Origin of the sequence: Caulobacter sp. FWC2, assembly GCF_002742625.1 — a bacterium.
Classification (GTDB): Bacteria; Pseudomonadota; Alphaproteobacteria; order Caulobacterales; family Caulobacteraceae; genus Caulobacter.
In genome coordinates, this window is the sequence record NZ_PEBF01000001.1 from 637184 (window position 1) to 652875 (window position 15692).

The 15692-nt window shown below is 69.1% G+C and carries 13 protein-coding genes and 1 pseudogene; 5 read left to right on the top strand and 9 right to left on the bottom strand.

The annotated features are described in order from the left end of the window. Nucleotide 1 precedes the first annotated feature (1 nt). Nucleotides 2-337 (bottom strand): DUF2322 family protein, encoded by a 336-nt coding sequence (locus CSW62_RS03055; protein ID WP_099575730.1) that lies wholly within the window; start codon nt 335-337, stop codon nt 2-4. Nucleotides 338-549: 212 nt separating this feature from the next. Between CSW62_RS03055 and CSW62_RS03060 the strand changes: the two genes are divergently transcribed. After that, nucleotides 550-1107, top strand: coding sequence for an SH3 domain-containing protein (locus tag CSW62_RS03060; RefSeq protein ID WP_099575731.1), 558 nt, complete (start codon nt 550-552; stop codon nt 1105-1107). 103 nt (nt 1108-1210) lie between these two features. Here CSW62_RS03060 and CSW62_RS03065 read toward each other — a convergent pair whose 3' ends face one another. Then, on the bottom strand, nt 1211-1729 hold the full coding sequence (locus CSW62_RS03065) for a type II CAAX prenyl endopeptidase Rce1 family protein (RefSeq protein ID WP_099575732.1): 519 nt from the start codon (nt 1727-1729) through the stop codon (nt 1211-1213). Between CSW62_RS03065 and CSW62_RS27370 the strand changes: the two are divergent. Beyond that, nucleotides 1710-1881: pseudogene (locus CSW62_RS27370) on the top strand (hypothetical protein); the annotation flags it as partial. The gene CSW62_RS03065 and the pseudogene CSW62_RS27370 overlap by 20 nt on opposite strands. Before the next feature lie 11 nt (nt 1882-1892). Here the strand turns inward: CSW62_RS27370 and CSW62_RS03070 are convergent. From CSW62_RS03070 to ccrA, 3 genes are all read right to left on the bottom strand, one after another. After that, nucleotides 1893-3011, bottom strand: coding sequence for an aromatic ring-hydroxylating dioxygenase subunit alpha (locus CSW62_RS03070; protein ID WP_099575733.1), 1119 nt, complete (start codon nt 3009-3011; stop codon nt 1893-1895). 170 nt (nt 3012-3181) lie between these two features. Continuing rightward, the gene (locus CSW62_RS03075; protein WP_099575734.1) at nt 3182-4657 is read right to left on the bottom strand and encodes a M20 family peptidase; all 1476 of its coding nucleotides are present in this window, start codon (nt 4655-4657) and stop codon (nt 3182-3184) included. A 96-nt stretch (nt 4658-4753) separates the two neighbouring features. Continuing rightward, nucleotides 4754-6019: a crotonyl-CoA carboxylase/reductase gene (gene ccrA, locus CSW62_RS03080; protein WP_099575735.1), complete on the bottom strand. Its 1266-nt coding sequence runs from the start codon at nt 6017-6019 to the stop codon at nt 4754-4756. Nucleotides 6020-6217: 198 nt separating this feature from the next. Here ccrA and CSW62_RS03085 point away from each other — a divergent pair, with 198 nt between their 5' ends. After that, nucleotides 6218-6949, top strand: coding sequence for an enoyl-CoA hydratase/isomerase family protein (locus CSW62_RS03085; RefSeq protein WP_099582154.1), 732 nt, complete (start codon nt 6218-6220; stop codon nt 6947-6949). Nucleotides 6950-6965: 16 nt separating this feature from the next. Here the strand turns inward: CSW62_RS03085 and CSW62_RS03090 are convergent, their stop codons facing one another. Continuing rightward, entirely contained in the window at nt 6966-9065 is a 2100-nt protein-coding gene (locus CSW62_RS03090; protein WP_099575736.1) for a multicopper oxidase family protein, read from the bottom strand. Between the two features lie 20 nt (nt 9066-9085). Then, nucleotides 9086-10648 (bottom strand): FAD-binding oxidoreductase, encoded by a 1563-nt coding sequence (locus CSW62_RS03095; protein ID WP_099575737.1) that lies wholly within the window; start codon nt 10646-10648, stop codon nt 9086-9088. A gap of 201 nt (nt 10649-10849) precedes the next feature. On the opposite strand from CSW62_RS03095, the gene CSW62_RS03100 reads away from it, so the two are divergent. Further along, nucleotides 10850-12838 (top strand): protein meaA, encoded by a 1989-nt coding sequence (locus tag CSW62_RS03100; RefSeq protein WP_099575738.1) that lies wholly within the window; start codon nt 10850-10852, stop codon nt 12836-12838. Here the strand turns inward: CSW62_RS03100 and CSW62_RS03105 are convergent. Beyond that, a complete protein-coding gene (locus CSW62_RS03105) occupies nt 12835-14211 on the bottom strand; it encodes an MFS transporter (protein ID WP_099575739.1) in 1377 nt (458 codons plus the stop codon). The two genes, CSW62_RS03100 and CSW62_RS03105, sit on opposite strands and share 4 nt — an antisense overlap. Nucleotides 14212-14335: 124 nt before the next feature. Between CSW62_RS03105 and CSW62_RS03110 the strand changes: the two genes are divergently transcribed. Then, a complete protein-coding gene (locus CSW62_RS03110; RefSeq protein WP_099575740.1) occupies nt 14336-15088 on the top strand; it encodes an extensin family protein in 753 nt (250 codons plus the stop codon). A gap of 7 nt (nt 15089-15095) precedes the next feature. On the opposite strand, the gene CSW62_RS03115 is transcribed toward CSW62_RS03110, so the two are convergent. After that, nucleotides 15096-15578, bottom strand: coding sequence for an SRPBCC family protein (locus CSW62_RS03115; RefSeq protein WP_099575741.1), 483 nt, complete (start codon nt 15576-15578; stop codon nt 15096-15098). Nucleotides 15579-15692 lie beyond the last annotated feature (114 nt).

The window sequence follows — 15692 nt, forward strand, 5'->3', positions numbered from 1 at the left end:
CTCAGCCGCCGACGGCGACGACTTCGATATCCAGCGAAGCGCCGCCGCCGGCGATCGCCAGCAGGCGGTCGACATTCGGATGCGCGCCAGGGCGCTCGCGCGCATCCGCCGTGTGCTCGGCGAACACGACCAGACCGTGTTCGGCCGCTGTGGCGTCCAGGCCGCCGAAGGTTTGCTTCAGATATTGATAGACGGCCACCGAGCCGTGCTTGCCCGGCTGGTTCTCGATGCTGGCGACCACGGCGCCCTGGGCGTCGATCAGGTCGATGCGCTGAACGCCGTCGATGGGCGGCAACTGCAGAAGGTTGTCCTTGAACGTCGCGCCCGGTTGAATCATCGCCCGCTTTCTCGAATGTCTAGGTCATCGCGGGCGGGCCTGTAGCACCGCTCGCGGATGTCCGCCACGGGCGCGCCAAGCCGCGTCCTCGAACTTTTTTCAACATGAACGAAATCTGCTGAAGCTGTCCGCGCAACCGTTCAGCTTGGCCCTGTCATGGTCTGTCTCACGGGGTTGCTGACCCCGGACACTTTCAAAAGGGACAAGAGACCATGACCATCAACACGAAGATCAAGACCATCGCCCTGACCCTGGGCGCCGCCGCCGCCACGCTGTCGCTGGCCGCCGCTCCGCAAGCCAGCGCCGGCGTCGTCGGCTGCAAGGCCTCGGGCTCCAAGCAGGAGGTCGGCGCGGTCCTGGGCGGCCTGCTGGGCGCGGTCGCCGGCAACCAGATCGCCGGCAAGGGCGATCGCGGCACGGGCACGGCCATCGGCGCCGTGGTCGGCGCGGGCGCCGGCTCGGCGGTCGGCTGCGGCATGCAGAAGAAGGACGCGGCCCAGGAGGTCGGCGGCATCTACAAGTCGGGCGGCTATCGCTACGCCCAGACCGTTCAGGCCGCTCCGCTGATCGCGACCAAGGGCAAGTACGTCGCCCGTTCGACCCTGAACCTGCGCGCCGCCGCCTCGACTCGCGGTGAACGTCTGGGCGCGGTCGCCTCGGGTGAGACCTTCCAGGCCCTGGGCCGCACCGGCGACGGCAAGTGGATCCTGGTCGGCCAGGACGGCGTCGGCGTCGGCTACGTCAGCAGCGCCTACGTCTACCGCGCCTAAAGAGGTCTGAGTTTCGGGGCGCGTCCGCTCCGTCCCTCTGGCCGCGCCTGCGAAGAGAGCCCGTTCGGTCGCCCCCATGACCGGACGGGCTTTTTCGTGAGCGTTAGGATAGGGCGCTGACCCCGCCCAGCCAGGTCTGCCAGATCACCACCAGCGCCCAGTGCAGGATCACCGCTGGCCAGATCGAGCCGGTCCGGCGCTTCATCATCGCGCAGCCCAGGCCCAGCACGGCGCAGCACAGCAGGAAGTCCGGGCGCAGGAAAACCGAGGCGGCGGACTTCAGGAAGGTGACCGCCTCGACGACATGCCATAGCGTGTAGAGGCCGGTGGAGACGGCGATCTCCAGCCTCGGGCGGGCGCTCTCCTTGGGGCCGGGCGTCAGCAGGCCCCGGAAGGGGATTTCCTCGCCGAGGGCGGGGATGAAGAAGACCACCAGCATCCGCAGGGCCAGACCCGGTTCGGTCGGCTGGAGCCGATAGAGGCCGGTGACGAAGCCGATGACCATCATCAGCGCCAGGGTGGCGGCGGAGGCGGCGAGGCAGAACATCCAGCCGCGCCGAGAGGGCAGGGTGCGGAGGCTGGTGAGGAGGCGGGTGCGGTAGATCGTCAGACTCAGCGCCATTTCCAAGCCCTCCTCTCGTTCGTCATTCCCGCCCTTGTGGCGGGAACCCCTTTATCCGCCGCAGGTGCGGGAGGGGCGACGTGCTCAGCACGTCGCTTGCGTCTCACCTGTCAGCTGAACCAGGGGTTCCCGCCACAAGGGCGGGAATGACGGTGGTTTTGGCCTAAGTCCGCCACCGCAGGGTCTGATCCTTCACCGGATTGACGAACGCCCGGCCCTCTTTCCGGCTCGCCGCCCACTCCCGCTTGCACTGGTGGTACCAGCGGGCCTGCTGGTCGGCGTCGCCCACCCACATCAGCGGCGGGTTCTGGCGCAGCCCCGGCGTCTGGGCCGCGACGATGGCGCCGTCCTGGCGCAGGAAAGCCCGCGCCGCCACGCGGATGATTGGATAGAGCGCCGTGAACGCCCAGTGATCCGACCACATGATCTGGTTCATGCGGGTCTTGTGGGCGTTGATCGGGGTCATGGCCGACAGCGCCAGCACCTGCTTGTCGCCGACCGTCACGTGCTCCCAGCGCAGGCCCGGCAGGCGGAAGGTGATCTCCGTCAGCGGCTCGCCGCCCAGGATGGCGTAGGCCTTGGAGTTCTTGGACGGCTCGTGCCGCACCATGGTGAAGCCGGCCTCGGACGGGCTGAAGGTCTTCTTCTTCTCGTGCTGGCTGGTCTTGGTCCGCCACCACCATTGCTGATGCACGAACGGCCCGTGGGCCGGGTCGATCAGGCCCAGCACGGCGTGGTCGATGTGGATGTCGTAGTCCAGATGGTCGACCAGCTTGGGCTTGCCGCCCACGACGCCCGGAATGATCGGCGGCGGCTCCGGCGGCTGGCCGTCGAAGCGCGGATCCGACGACATCCAGATCCAGATCATGCCCTGCTGTTCGACCGTCGGATACTTGCGCACCCGCACCTTGGAGATGTCGAAGTCGCTGTCGGCGGTCAGGGACGGGATCGCCTTGCAGGCGCCGTCCGGCCCGAAGCGCCAGCCGTGATAGGGGCACTCGACGCTGTCGGTCCCGTCGGCCTCGCGATGCACCCGGCCGGCCGACAGGGCGGCGGCGCGATGGGGACAGATGTCGCGGATGGCGTAGACCTCGCCCGACCGGGTGCGGCCCAGCAGGACGGGCTCGCCGAGATATTCGCGCTTCTCCATCTTGCCCGGCTTGAGGTCGGGCGACAGGGCGGCGACGTACCAGGCGTCCCAGACGAAGCCTTCGCCGAACTTGTCGATCGGCGGTTTGGCCGTCGGCTTGGCTTTCAGGAGCGGAACGTCGTCGGCGGGCATGGGGCGCTTCTAGCGGTTGGGTGGACGCTGCGATCGAAGGCGCGATGTCGCACGCCAATGCGACAGCCGTACTCAGGCTCGGGAAAGCGACAGCCAAAGTTGTGGGCGGGTTGCCCCCGCCAAGTCCCCCGACCGCGTTCCCCCGAACACGCCAGCGCCCGAAGAAGACGTCACCGCGACGCGGCGGTCTCCACCAGGCGCTGATAGAAGCGCACCATTCGCCCGACATTGTCCAGGCTGATGTGTTCGTCGGTGCCGTGGATGATCTTGGTCTCGTCGACCTTCAGCACCAGCGGCTGGAAGCGGTAGACGTCGCTGGCCACGCCGGTCAGGTAACGGCTGTCGGTGCCCGCCGTGACCAGGCCCGGCACGACCGGGGCCTTGCTCTCGTCGGCGGCCAGGCCCGCCAGGGTCTTCCAGGCGTCCGAACTGGTCGAGGAGATCGGCGAGGGCTCGTCGGTCTTGGTCCACGACAGTTCGACCGGCAGCTTGCCCACGGCGTCCTTGGCCCGCGCCATCACCTTGGTCGAGCTGTCGCCCGGCGCGATGCGGTAGTTGATCCAGGCGGTGGCGTCTTGCGGTAGGACGTTCTCCTTCGGCGAGCCCTTCAGCATGGTCGGCGCGATGGTGGTGTGCAGCATGGCCGCGCCCGCAGGCGTCTTGGCCGTGACCTTCACCAGCAGCGGCGCGAACAGCCAGGTGTTGGCCGCGAAGACCTTGACCACGGGCGAAGCGTGCGGGGCGATGGCCTTCAGCATGTCGGCGCCCGGGCCCTGGAACTTCATCGGGGCCTGGTGTGCGTCGATGGCCTGCACGGCCTTGGCCAGGGTCACCACGCCGCCACCATCGGCCGGCGGCGCCGAAGAGTGGCCGCCCACGGCCGGGGCCACGACCTTCATCGTGCCATAGCCCTTCTCGGCCGTGCCGATGATGGCGGCGGGCTTGCCGGTGACGGGATGGTCGGCGACCACGGCCATGCCCTCGTCCAGCACGAACTGGGCCTTGATATTGCGGGATTTCAGCAGCGCCGCGGCGGCGCGGGCCCCGACGCCGCGCACCTCCTCGTCATGGCCGCTAACCACGATGACGGTGCGCACGGGCTTGAAGCCGCTGGCGGCCACCGCGTCGATGGCCTCGAACAGGGTGACCAGCGAGCCCTTGTCGTCGATCGAGCCCCGGCCCCAGACCGCGCCGTCGGCGACCACGCCGTCGAACGGCGGATGGGTCCAGGCGCCCTCGCTGCCCGGCGTCACCGGCACCACGTCCTGGTGGGCCATCAGCACGATCGGCGGCAGGGCGGGGTTCGAGCCGGGCCAAGTGTAGACCAGGGTGTGCTCGGCCACGACCTCGCGGGTCATGGCCTTGTGGGCCTCGGGGTAGGTCGCCTGCAGCCAGGCGTGCAGCTTGTCCCACTCGGCCGGCTGGTCCTCGGCCCTGTCCTGGTGGCTGATGGTCTGGAAGCGGACGGCTTCCGCCAGATGGCCGGCGACCTTGTTGACGTCCAGCGGCCGTGCGGCGGCCAGCTTGACGCTGGCCGGATCGACCACGGCCGGCGCCTTGAAGGTGACGGTCCGCACCGCGACCACGGCCGTCAACGCCAGGACCAGACCCACGGCCGTCAGCGCGACCTTACCCCCGACACCCATCACGCACTCCCCAGGCTCTCTGGCCAAACACTTGTTGGAGGCGACTGTGCGTCGGGCGGGCGCGACTGGCAATGGCGCCGTTGGGGAGCCCTGAGGCTACCCCTCGCTCAGCTCCTGCACTTCTTCGAACGTCCGCAGGCCCGGCCGCTGGGCGCAGACCAGCACGGCCATGTTCCCGGGCAGGTGCTGGTTGGCCAGCATCTTCTCGTGGGCGGCGGGGATGTCGTTCCAGGGGAAGACTTCCGACAGGCACGGGTCGACGCGGCGGTCGATGACCAGTTGGTTGGCGGCGCTGGCCTGCATCAGGTTGGCGAAGTGGCTGCCCTGCACTCGTTTCTGGCGCATCCACAGGAAGCGGGCGTCCATGGTCAGGTTGAAGCCCGAGGTCCCGGCGCAGATGGCGACCATGCCGCCGCGCTTGACCACGAACACCGAGACCGGGAACGTCGCCTCGCCGGGGTGCTCGAACACCAGGTCCACGTCGCGGTTGCCGGTGATCTGCCAGATCGCCTTCCCGAACTTGCGGCTCTCCTTCATGTAGTCGGTGAACTCGGGGCCGTTGACCTTGGGCAGCTGGCCCCAGCAGTTGAATTCCTTGCGGTTCAGCACCGCCTTGGCGCCCATCGACAGCACGAACTCGCGCTTGTCGTCGTCGCTGACCACGCCGATGGCGTTGGCGCCGGCCACAGCGGCCAGCTGCACGGCGAAGACGCCGAGGCCGCCCGACGCGCCCCAGACCAGGACGTTCTGGCCGGGCTTCAGCTCATGCGGCTTGTGGCCGAACAGCATCCGGTAGGCGGTGGCCAGGGTCAGGGTGTAGCAGGCGGCCTCTTCCCAGGTCAGGTGCTTGGGGCGCGGCAGCAGCTGGCGCGACTGCACCCGGCAGAACTGGGCGAAGCTGCCGTCCGGCGTCTCATAGCCCCAGATCCGCTGGCTGGACGAGAACATCGGGTCGCCGCCGTTGCACTCCTCGTCGTCGCCGTCGTCCTGATTGCAGTGGATGACGACCTCGTCTCCCTGCTTCCAGCGCTTCACCTTGGCGCCGACCTTCCAGACGATGCCCGAGGCGTCGCTGCCGGCGACATGGAAGGGCTGCTTGTGGCCGTCGAGCGGGCTGATCGGTTCGCCCAGCGCGGCCCAGACGCCGTTGTAGTTGACGCCGGCGGCCATTACGAGGACCAGCACCTCGTCCTCGCCGATCTCCCAGGTGGGGACCACCTCGACCTGCATGGCCTGGGTCGGCTTGCCGTGGCGCTCCTTGCGGATGCTCCAGGCGTACATGGTCTTGGGCACGTGAAAGGCCGGCGGGATCTCGCCGATCTCGTAGAGGTCCTTCAGGACCGGCGTCGTCTCGACCGTCATGCAACTCCCCGTTTCTCTAGCGTCCTTCCGCGCTGCAACAACGCGTGGAGGCCAAACTCGGCTATGCGCCCGCTTGTTTTCGGGTCTGGGAAGCGAGGCTGAGACAACTGTTTGAAACTGGCAAGGAGAATCTTGTGCGTCGCAGCATGGCGGAAGGGAAGGTTGCCCGCCATGGCGTGGCGGGCCACGCTGGCGGCCATGATCCACCTGTCGCATCCGCAGCCCACCATCGCCCTCGTCGAACTGGACACCGCCCCCGCCAACGTCCTGGCCATGGCCGAGCGGGCGCGGCTGCTGGAGGCCTTCGCGGCGATCGAGGCGGACAGCGCGGTGCGGGTGGTGGTCCTGACCGGCCGCAATGGCGCGTTCTGCACGGGCGACGACTTGGCCGAGTCCCTGTCGCGCGATGTCCCGACCCAGACGGCGGCGATCCTGCACTTCCTGGCTATGTGCGATCGCGTCGCCGCCTGCCGCGTCCCGGTGATCGCGGCGGTCGACGGCTGGTGCATCGGCGGCGGGCTGGAACTGGCCCTGGCCGCCGACGTCCGCCTGGCTAGCGACCGCGCCAGCTTCGCCTGCTCAGCGGTGCGGATGGGTCTGACCGCCTCGGCCGAACGCCTGACGCGGCTGATCGGCGAGAGCCGCGCCAAGCCGCACCTGCTGACCGGCGCGCCGTTCGACGCGGCGCGGGCCCTGGCGGACGGCGCGGTGGCGGAGGTCCATCCGGCGGACGCCCTGCTGGACGCCGCCTTGGCCATGGCCCGCATCATCGCCTCCCGCGCGCCGCTGGCCATCGAGGCGACCAAGCGCGTGGCCTCTGGCGTCTCGACCACGGAAGCCGAGACCCCCGGCCTGGCCGCCACCGCCGACCACGCCGAGGCGCGGGCGGCGTTCATGGGCAAGCGGGCGGCGGTGTTCGAGGGACGCTGACCCGGTCTGACCCGTTCTAGTGCTCGTGCTTCGCCGCCGGCGCATGGGCGCTGGCGATGCCGCCGAAGCCGTCCGGGATGCCGATCGAGACGTTCTGCATCATGCCTTGGTCCTCGTGGTCCAGGATGTGACAGTGCAGGACGAACTCGCCGATGTAGCGCTCGTAGCGGGTGCGGGTGGTGACGATCAGGCCCGGCTTGACGAACAGGGTGTCCTTCCACTGGTCGATCATCCCGGCATAGTCGGGATCGAAGGACCCGCCCTTTGGATCGGTCACGTCCACGCCCGCCTTGGTCTTCACCGACACGACCTGGAACGGATTGACGTGGATGTGGAACGGGTGGCTGGCGGTGTCCGAGGTCAGATGCCACTCCTGCACGTCGCCCAGCTTCAGCTTGCGGTCGACGCGGGCCGGGTCGTAGGGCTCGCCATTGACCTCGAAGCGGGTGGTCTTGGGCGTCTGGACGATGTTGAACACCAGCTCCTGGTCCGGGGCGTTCAGCTCGGCCTTGTCGATCGTCTTATGCCAGACGAAGGCCGACAGGGTCAGGCTGGCCAGGTCGGCGATGACCTTGTCCTGCGTCGGCCCGGCCGGGATGTTGCGCTTGGCGGCGGCGACCATCATGTCACGCAGCGCCTTCTCCGTATCGAGGCCCTGGACGGACGGATCGTCCTCGACCTCGGCGATGGCCAGCACGCGGGCGGCCTCGGGCAACTGCGACGGGCTGCCCGCGGCGGGGGCGGCGGCGTCGACCACGCAGTAGCGGCCACCAGCCGGGAAGTTGACCACCAGGTCGGCGCGGTAGCCGGGCTGCAGCCGCGTGTCGGCGGCGCGGCGCACGGCCTGGCGGGTCAGGCCGTCCAGCGCGATCTCGAACAGCGGCACGGGCCGGGCCGTTTCGCAGTACTTGGCCATCCACGCGGCCTGGTCGGCGGCCTTCACCGTTCGGAAGTCCGGCGCGCCCGCCTTCAGCGGGAAGATCGAGAAGTCGACCGCTTCGCGCACCCCGCCGTGGATCAGCCGCCAGCGTTCGAAGCGGCCCGCCTTCAGGCCGCCGATCATCGGCTGGACGACGCCGTTGATCGAGGTGAAGCGGCCGGAATTGATCCAGTTGGCGCTGGGCGCGAACTGCTGCTTGTAGTCGCGGATCTCGCCGACCTGGCCCGGATAGCAGACCCAGGGCTGCTTGCCGTCGGTGGTCTGGATCTTCCCGTCCTTGTCGAAGCAGGCGTACTGCACCTGCTGGAACAGCAGCACCTTGTCGGCGATGGCGCGGTTGTCGGCGTCGGTCAGCAGGATGTCGATGTCGCCCGGCGTGACGGCGGTCGGCACGCGGTCGTCCTTGATGATCAGCGCGCCGTCCATGCCGCTGGACACCTGCAGCGCCGTCGAGCCGTGCTTGTGCGGGTGATACCAAAAGGTGCCCGCCGCGTGGTCGGCCGGGACGTTGTACTCGTAGTCGAAGGTGACGCCCGGATTGATCGAGATCAGCACATTGTCGCTGTTGCCGGTCGGCGAAACCCACAGGCCGTGCGAGTGCAGGTTGGTCTCGTTGAAGCAGTGCGGGACGTTGACGTCGTCGTGGACGCAGGGCTTGGGCGGCAGCGGCTTGCCGTCGGGACCCAGGTCGAACAGCTGGTTGGCCAGGCTGATGCGGACGGTCTGGCCCGGGCGCATGGTGATGGTCGGGGCCAGGAACGGCGTCTTCGGATCGACCTGCGCGCCGCGATAGGACCGCAGCCGCACCTTGTCGTTGCTGAGGGTCCACGGGTTGTAGATCTCGCCGTCGGTGAAGCGGATCTGGAAGCGGTACTGGATGGTGTCGCGCGGATCGACATAGCTGTCGGCCGCCTTCAGCGCGGATCCCACGCTGGGCGGGGCGACCCCCTGGGTCAGGCGCGGCGGCGTCGCGGCCGGAACCTCGGCTTCGGGCCGCTCGGCCGGCGGGTTGGCGAAGGACCGGTCGGCGGCCGAGCCGGCCTGGACGCCCTGGATCTTGGGGGCCAGCGCCTTGGCCTGCGTCTTGTCGGCGGCCTGGGCGGTGTTGGGGACGGCCCCGGCGGCGGTGATCGCCAGGACAGCGACGCCCAGCAGGAGGAAGGTGCGCGAGCGCATGCGACGGCCTTTCGTGGGGGTCAGATCGATTGCGGGAAGCGGAAGAGGTCGGCCGGGTCGGCGTGACGCTTGATGTCGGCCAGGCGCTCAAGGTTCAGGCCGTAATAGGCCTGCCGGTAGTCGGCCAGGGATGGGTCGGTGAAGTTCTGATAGGCGCCGCCGCCGGCCAGCGGCCGCATGCGGGCGTAGAAAGCGTCCTGCCAGGCGTGGGCGCGGGCCATGCGCCGCGCGTCCTCCTGGTCGTTCTGGTCCCAGTAGAGCCCGACCACCATCAGCCAGCGGCTGTCGCGGTGGACGAAGGCGGTGTCGCGCGCGCCCGGCGTGTTGACCGCCCCGCCGGTCTGGAAGAACCGCAGGTCGCAATAGCCGCTAACCGGCGGCTTGGCCCGCAGGTATTGCAGCGCCGCGCCCAGGTCGTCCTCGCCGAACGCTCTGGTCACGAAGGCCGAGCGCTCCTGGTACCAGGTGGTGTCGCCGTCCTCGTGCAGGAACGCCTGGGCCGGCCAGTAGTGGAATTCCTGGATTCCCCGGCCGGCGTTGGGCGGGCACAGGGCCACAACCGGGGCCAGAATGGCGTCCAGCTCGGCGCGCGGGCCGGCGTACTGGCCCAGCACGCTGATATTGACGTCGAAACCATTGTCCAGCTCGGCGGCCTTGACCGCCTCGAAGGAAACGCGCGAGCCCAGGCTGGGCGGCGCGGCGTCCAGAGCCGCCATCAGCTGGGCCCCCAGCCGCTCGACCGGGACCTTGCAGGGCGTGTCGGGATCGCGCGCCCACTTCAGGTCGAAGACGGTGACGCGCTGGCCACGGACGTCGAAGGTCTGCAGGTCGAACGACGTCGTGACGCCGAAATTGCCGCCGCCCCCGCCCTGGCTGGCCCAGTGCAGGTCGCGGTCCAGCTTGTCCTGGGCCTTGGGCGAGGCCCGGCGCAGGCGCGCGTCCGACAGCACGATCTCCGAGCCCAGCACCTGGTCGCCGCCCAGCCCGTGGGCGCGCATGTTGAAGCCGATGCCGCCGCCCAGCAGGAAGCCGGCCGCGCCCACCGACGGGCAGCGGCCGTGGGTCATGGCCCGGCCGTGCTGGCCTAGCAGGCGGTAGAGGTCGCGGTTGCGCGCACCGGCCCCGACCCGCAGCACGCCCCGCGCCGGGTCGTAGGCGGCGCGACTCATCAGGCTCGTCTCGAGCATCAGGCCGCGGGTGGTGGAGTAGCCGGCATAGGAATGGCCGCCGCCGCGCGTGACCAGCGGCACGTGGTGCTCGCGCGCCCAGGCGATGGCGGCCGCGACGTCGGCGGCGGACCCGCATCGGGCCACGCCCTGCGGGAGTACGTCATCGTAGCGGAGGTTGTTGGGCTGGACGATGGCGTGGAAGTCGGGGTCGTCGGGGCGCAGCAGCTGACCGTTGCGAAGGGCCTTGGCCAGCTGACTCCAGTCGGTCGGGGAAGCGCCGTCGCCCTTGGGGCGATGATGCTCGCGCCAGGCGCGGGGCGCGGCGACCGCCGCCTGTCCCGCGAGCATCAGCCCCGAGGCGCCGATCAGAAAGCCGCGACGCGGCAGCGCCAGATGCGATGTCGATTGAGCCATGCCGTCCTCCCCTAAGGCGACCATGGCCGATCCCCTATGAGATTAAAAGCGGCATAGTTGTATATATTTCAAATTCTCCCTTATCGAGAATTTGAGCCCAGGCACCTCCTTCCGCACCCGCGAACGCCATATTGCGTCGCAGCAAATCCCGGCTCATGATCACCGGTAAGCAAGGCCGCCAGAGCCGCCCGGGAGCCCGCCATGTCCTCGACGCCTTACCAGCACGCGCCCGATGCGCCGTGGATCTTCCGCACCTATGCCGGCCACTCGACGGCGGAGAAGTCGAACGCGCTGTATCGCGCCAATCTCTCCAAGGGCCAGACGGGGCTGTCGGTGGCCTTCGACCTGCCCACCCAGACCGGCTACGACCCCGACCACATCCTGGCGCGGGGCGAGGTCGGCAAGGTCGGGGTGCCGATCAGCCACCTGGGCGACATGTGCCAGCTCTTCAGCGAGATCCCGCTGGAGAAGATGAACACCTCCATGACCATCAACGCCCCGGCCGCCTGGCTGCTGGCGATGTATGTGGCCCTGGCCGACGAGCAGGGGGCGGATCGGGCCTTGCTGCAGGGCACGACGCAGAATGATCTGATCAAGGAATATCTGTCGCGCGGCACCTACATCTTCCCGCCGGGTCCGAGCCTGCGGCTGATCGGCGACATGATCGCCTGGTGCTATCGCGAGGTTCCCAAGTGGAACCCGATGAACGTCTGCAGCTACCACCTGCAGGAGGCGGGAGCGACGCCGGAGCAGGAGCTGGCCTTCGCCCTGGCCACCGCCATCTCGGTGCTCGACACCGTCAAGGCCGGCGGCCAGGTCCCCGACGAGGACTTCGAGATCGTCGCCTCGCGGATCAGCTTCTTCGTCAATGCCGGCGTGCGGTTCGTCACCGAACTGTGCAAGATGCGGTCGTTCACCCGGCTGTGGGACCAGATCCTGCTGGAGCGCTACGGCGTGCAGGACAAGAAGGCTCGCCGCTTCCGCTACGGGGTGCAGGTGAACAGCCTAGGCCTGACCGAGCAACAGCCCGAGAACAACGTCTACCGCATTCTCATCGAGGCCCTGGCGGTGACGCTCAGCAAGGACGCCCGCTGTCGCGCCCTGCAACTGCCGGCCTGGAACGAGGCCCTGGGCCTGCCGCGTCCGTTCGACCAGCAGTGGTCGCTGCGGCTGCAGCAGGTGCTGGCCTACGAGACTGACCTCCTCGAGTACGAAGACCTGTTCGACGGCTCCCACGTGGTCGAGGCCAAGGTCGCCGAGCTGTCGAAAGGCGCGCTGGAGCAGCTGGCCAAGATCGACGCCATGGGCGGGGCGCAGAACGCTATCGACTACATGAAGACCGAGCTTGTGGGCTCGAACGCCAAACGGGTGCGCTCGGTCGAGACCGGCGACCTGACCGTGGTCGGCGTCAACCGCTGGACCGACACCGAGGTCTCGCCGCTGTCGGCGGGCGAGAGCTCGATCGAGACGGTCGACCCGCGCCTGGAGGCCGATGTCGTCGCCCGCCTGAAGGCCTGGCGCGAGGCGCGCGACGACGGCGCGGCGCAGGCGGCGCTCGCCGACCTGAAAGCCGCAGCCCGCGACGGCCGCAACGTCATGGAGCCCTCCATCGTCGCCGCCAAGGCCGGGGTCACCACCGGCGAATGGGCCGGCGCCCTGCGCGAGGTGTTCGGCGAATATCGCGGCCCGACCGGCGTGGCGGTGGTGGTCTCCACCGGTGAGGCCGAGGACGTCGAGGCGGTGAAGGCCGAGGTCGAACGAGTGTCGGAACTGCTGGGCCGCACCCTGACCTACCTCGTCGGCAAGCCCGGCCTGGACGGCCACTCCAACGGCGCCGAACAGATCGCCACCCGCGCCCGCGCCTGCGGGATGGAGGTGGTCTATGACGGTATCCGTTCGACCCCGGAGGAGATCGTCCGCCGCGCCAAGGAAAGCCGCGCCCACGTGGTGGGCCTGTCGATCCTGTCGGGCTCGCACCTCGATCTGGTGCAGGAAGTTATCCGCGTGATGCGCGCCGAGGGTCTGGGCGACATCCCCGTGGTGGCCGGCGGCATCATCCCGCCCGAGGACGCCCTGATCCTCAAGCAGATGGGCGTGGCGCGGATCTACACGCCCAAGGACTTCAAGATCACGCAGATCATGGGCGACGTGGTGAAGCTGGTGGAAGCGACGGCGCTGGAGCGGGCTTAGCTCCGTCCCAGCCGCCAAGCCGCCGCGAACCCAACCACGGCCAGCGGCAGGAAAGCGCCGAACAGGATCAGCCCGTTGGTCGGGGCCAGCGCCAGGTCTACCCCGTGGCCGAAGCCGAGGACGTTGGCCATCGCGCCGGCGCCGGCCGAGCCCGCCGCGCCGCCGATCAGCTGGGCGGTGGGGACGGCGCCGGAGGCCGTGGCCTGTTCCTCGGCCGGGACGGCGGCGATGGCGCGGCGGGCGATGAAGGCGTGGCAGAGGCCAAAGCCGGCGCCCAGCACGGCGAAGGCCAGAGCGATCTCGATCAAGGTTCCGCGCGGCACGGCCCAGGCCGACAGGATCGCGCCCAGCAGGATCACCCCGGCCCCGAGGCGGACGAGTTGGCCGTCCTTGTCGGCCGGCGTATGGCCGACCAGCATGGCGCACAGCGTCCAGCCGGCCGCGATGGCGCCGGTGACATAGCCCGCGGTCAGGGGCGAGGCGTGGTGGATGACCTGGATGAAGGCCGGGCCATAGACGGTGAAGCCGATCACCGCAGTTTCACAGGCGAAGATCGTCAGCAGGCCCAGGCCCGTGGCGCTGCGCAGGTCGGCCGCCGTCCTCGGCAGCAGGCGGTCGTGGGTGCGGGCGTTGGCGGCCAGCATGGCGGCCATGCCGATGACGCCGGCGATCGCCAGGCCGATGGCCCAGCGGGGCGAAGCGACAACGCCCGCCGCGCCGATCAGGCTGACGCCGACGACCAGCAGGAAGAGTTGCAGGCTGGGAATCCGGCTCTGACCTTTGTCGCTCTTTTCGGCCGGCAGCATGATCATGACCGCGCCGACGAAGAGGATCGCCTGGACCACGAACAGCCAGAACGCCCCGCGCCAGAAGCCGGCGGCGGCGAACAGGCCGCCGAGCAGCGGACCCAGCAGGGTCGCCGCGCCCCACACTCCGGCCACGGCGCCATAGACGCGCGGCCAGAGGCTTTCGGGGAAGAGGGCGGTGATGGCGACGTAGCACAGGGCCACGACGGCGCCCGCGCCCAGGCCCTGGATCAGCCGTCCGAGGATGAAGGTGATGAACTCCGGCGCCAGGGCGCTCATCGCGCAGCCGACGGCGTAGACCAGGCCCGTCAGGGCTGTGGCGGTGCGCAGGCCCAGCGCCATGGAGAGCTTGCCCGAGCACGCCCCGGCGACGATCGAGCCGGTCAGATAGGCCGCCACCGACCAACCGAAATACTGGTAGCCGCCGATCTCGTTGGCGACGCTGGGCATGATCGTCGCCGTCACCAGGGTGTCGGCCGCGTTCAGCCAGATGCCCAGGCACAGCAGGGCGAAGCGCGGCGCCAGGGTCTTGTCGACCAGGCGCACGGAGGAGGCGGACGTGTTCATGCCCGGGCACATGGCCTTTTTCCGCGTCCTAGCCAAGCCCGGCGGCGCTCGGCGGTTGAACCCGTCGTGGAGCTTGTGCTTGGTGGCGGCGTTAACCTTTTCCCTCAAGGTCCTGCCCCGCTCCATGCGCTACCGCGTTCCGCATAATCCGCGCATCGAGCATGAAGTCCGTCATCGGGCGCGGCTGGCCCGCTACGCCGGCCTGGTCATCCTGTGGCTGATCGTGCTGCTGATGACCTTCGTGGCCGAGCGGAAGATCCCCGACCAGCACCTGCCGTGGAAGCCGCTCAGCGTCGTTGATCCGGTGGGCCTGGCCACCCGGGTCAAGGCGGCGCAGGCCGGCGCCGATCCCAAGCTGTGTCGCGGCATCATGGCCAAGGCCGGCGTGGTCTATGCCGAGGTTCCCGAGCGCACCGAGGGCGAGTTCTGCGAGCTGCGCGACGCTGTCCAGCTGCGCTCGGGCCTGGCCAGGCTGGAGCCGGCCGAGGCCCCGCTGGTCTGCAAGGAGGCCCTGGCCCTGACCATCTGGGAGCGCCAGGTGGTGCAGCCGGCCGCCGACGAGTTGCTGGGCCAGGGCGTCGTGGGCATCGAGCACTTCGGCAGCTATGCCTGCCGGCGGATGTACGGCCAGAAGGACGGCCCGGTCAGCGAGCACGCCCGCGCCGACGCCATCGACATCGCCGGCTTTCGGCTGACCGACGGCCAGGTGATCAGCATCGCCTCCGACTGGACCGATCCGGGGCCGCGCGGCCAGTTCCTGCGGCGGGTGCGCGACGGCGCCTGCCGGGTGTTCCTGACTACGCTGAGCCCCGACTACAACGCCGAGCACCGCGACCACTTCCACCTGGACATGAGCGGGTGGACGACGTGTTCGTGAGGCGCGGCTACAGCGTCGCCGCCAGCGCCGCCAGCTGATCCGCGACGATCCCCCAGCCCTCGTGGAAGCCCATCTGCTCGTGGGCGGCCTTGTCCTCGGCGCTCCAGTGGCGGACCACGGCGCGGTAGCGGGTCTTGCCGTCGCCCAGGTCCTCGAAGGTGACGATGCCGACCATGAACGGCTTGGCGGACGGCTTCCAGGTCTCGGTGAAGGCGTCGGTGAAAACGATCTTCTCGTTCGGCACGACTTCCAGATAGACGCCCGGCTGCGGCATGACCTCGCCGTTGGGGCCGTTCATCTCAAGATAGGAGTTGCCGCCGGTGCGCACGTCCATGCGGATGTTGGAGACGGTCCAGGGCTTGGGGCAGAACCACTGCGGCATCAGGTCCGGCGTGGTCCAGCATCTGTAGAGCTTCTCGCGCGGCGCATCGATGATCCGTTCAAGGACCAATTCGCGATCGGAAGGAAAATCGGCGGTGTCGAGCGGCATCGAGCGTCTCCTGTGTCTTGCTGTTCTCGCCCCAAGGACGGCCGCGATCCAGTCGTCCCGACAGCGGTCTCGAAAAATTCTCGAACCGCGCTGGGCGATCGGTTTCGACAAACG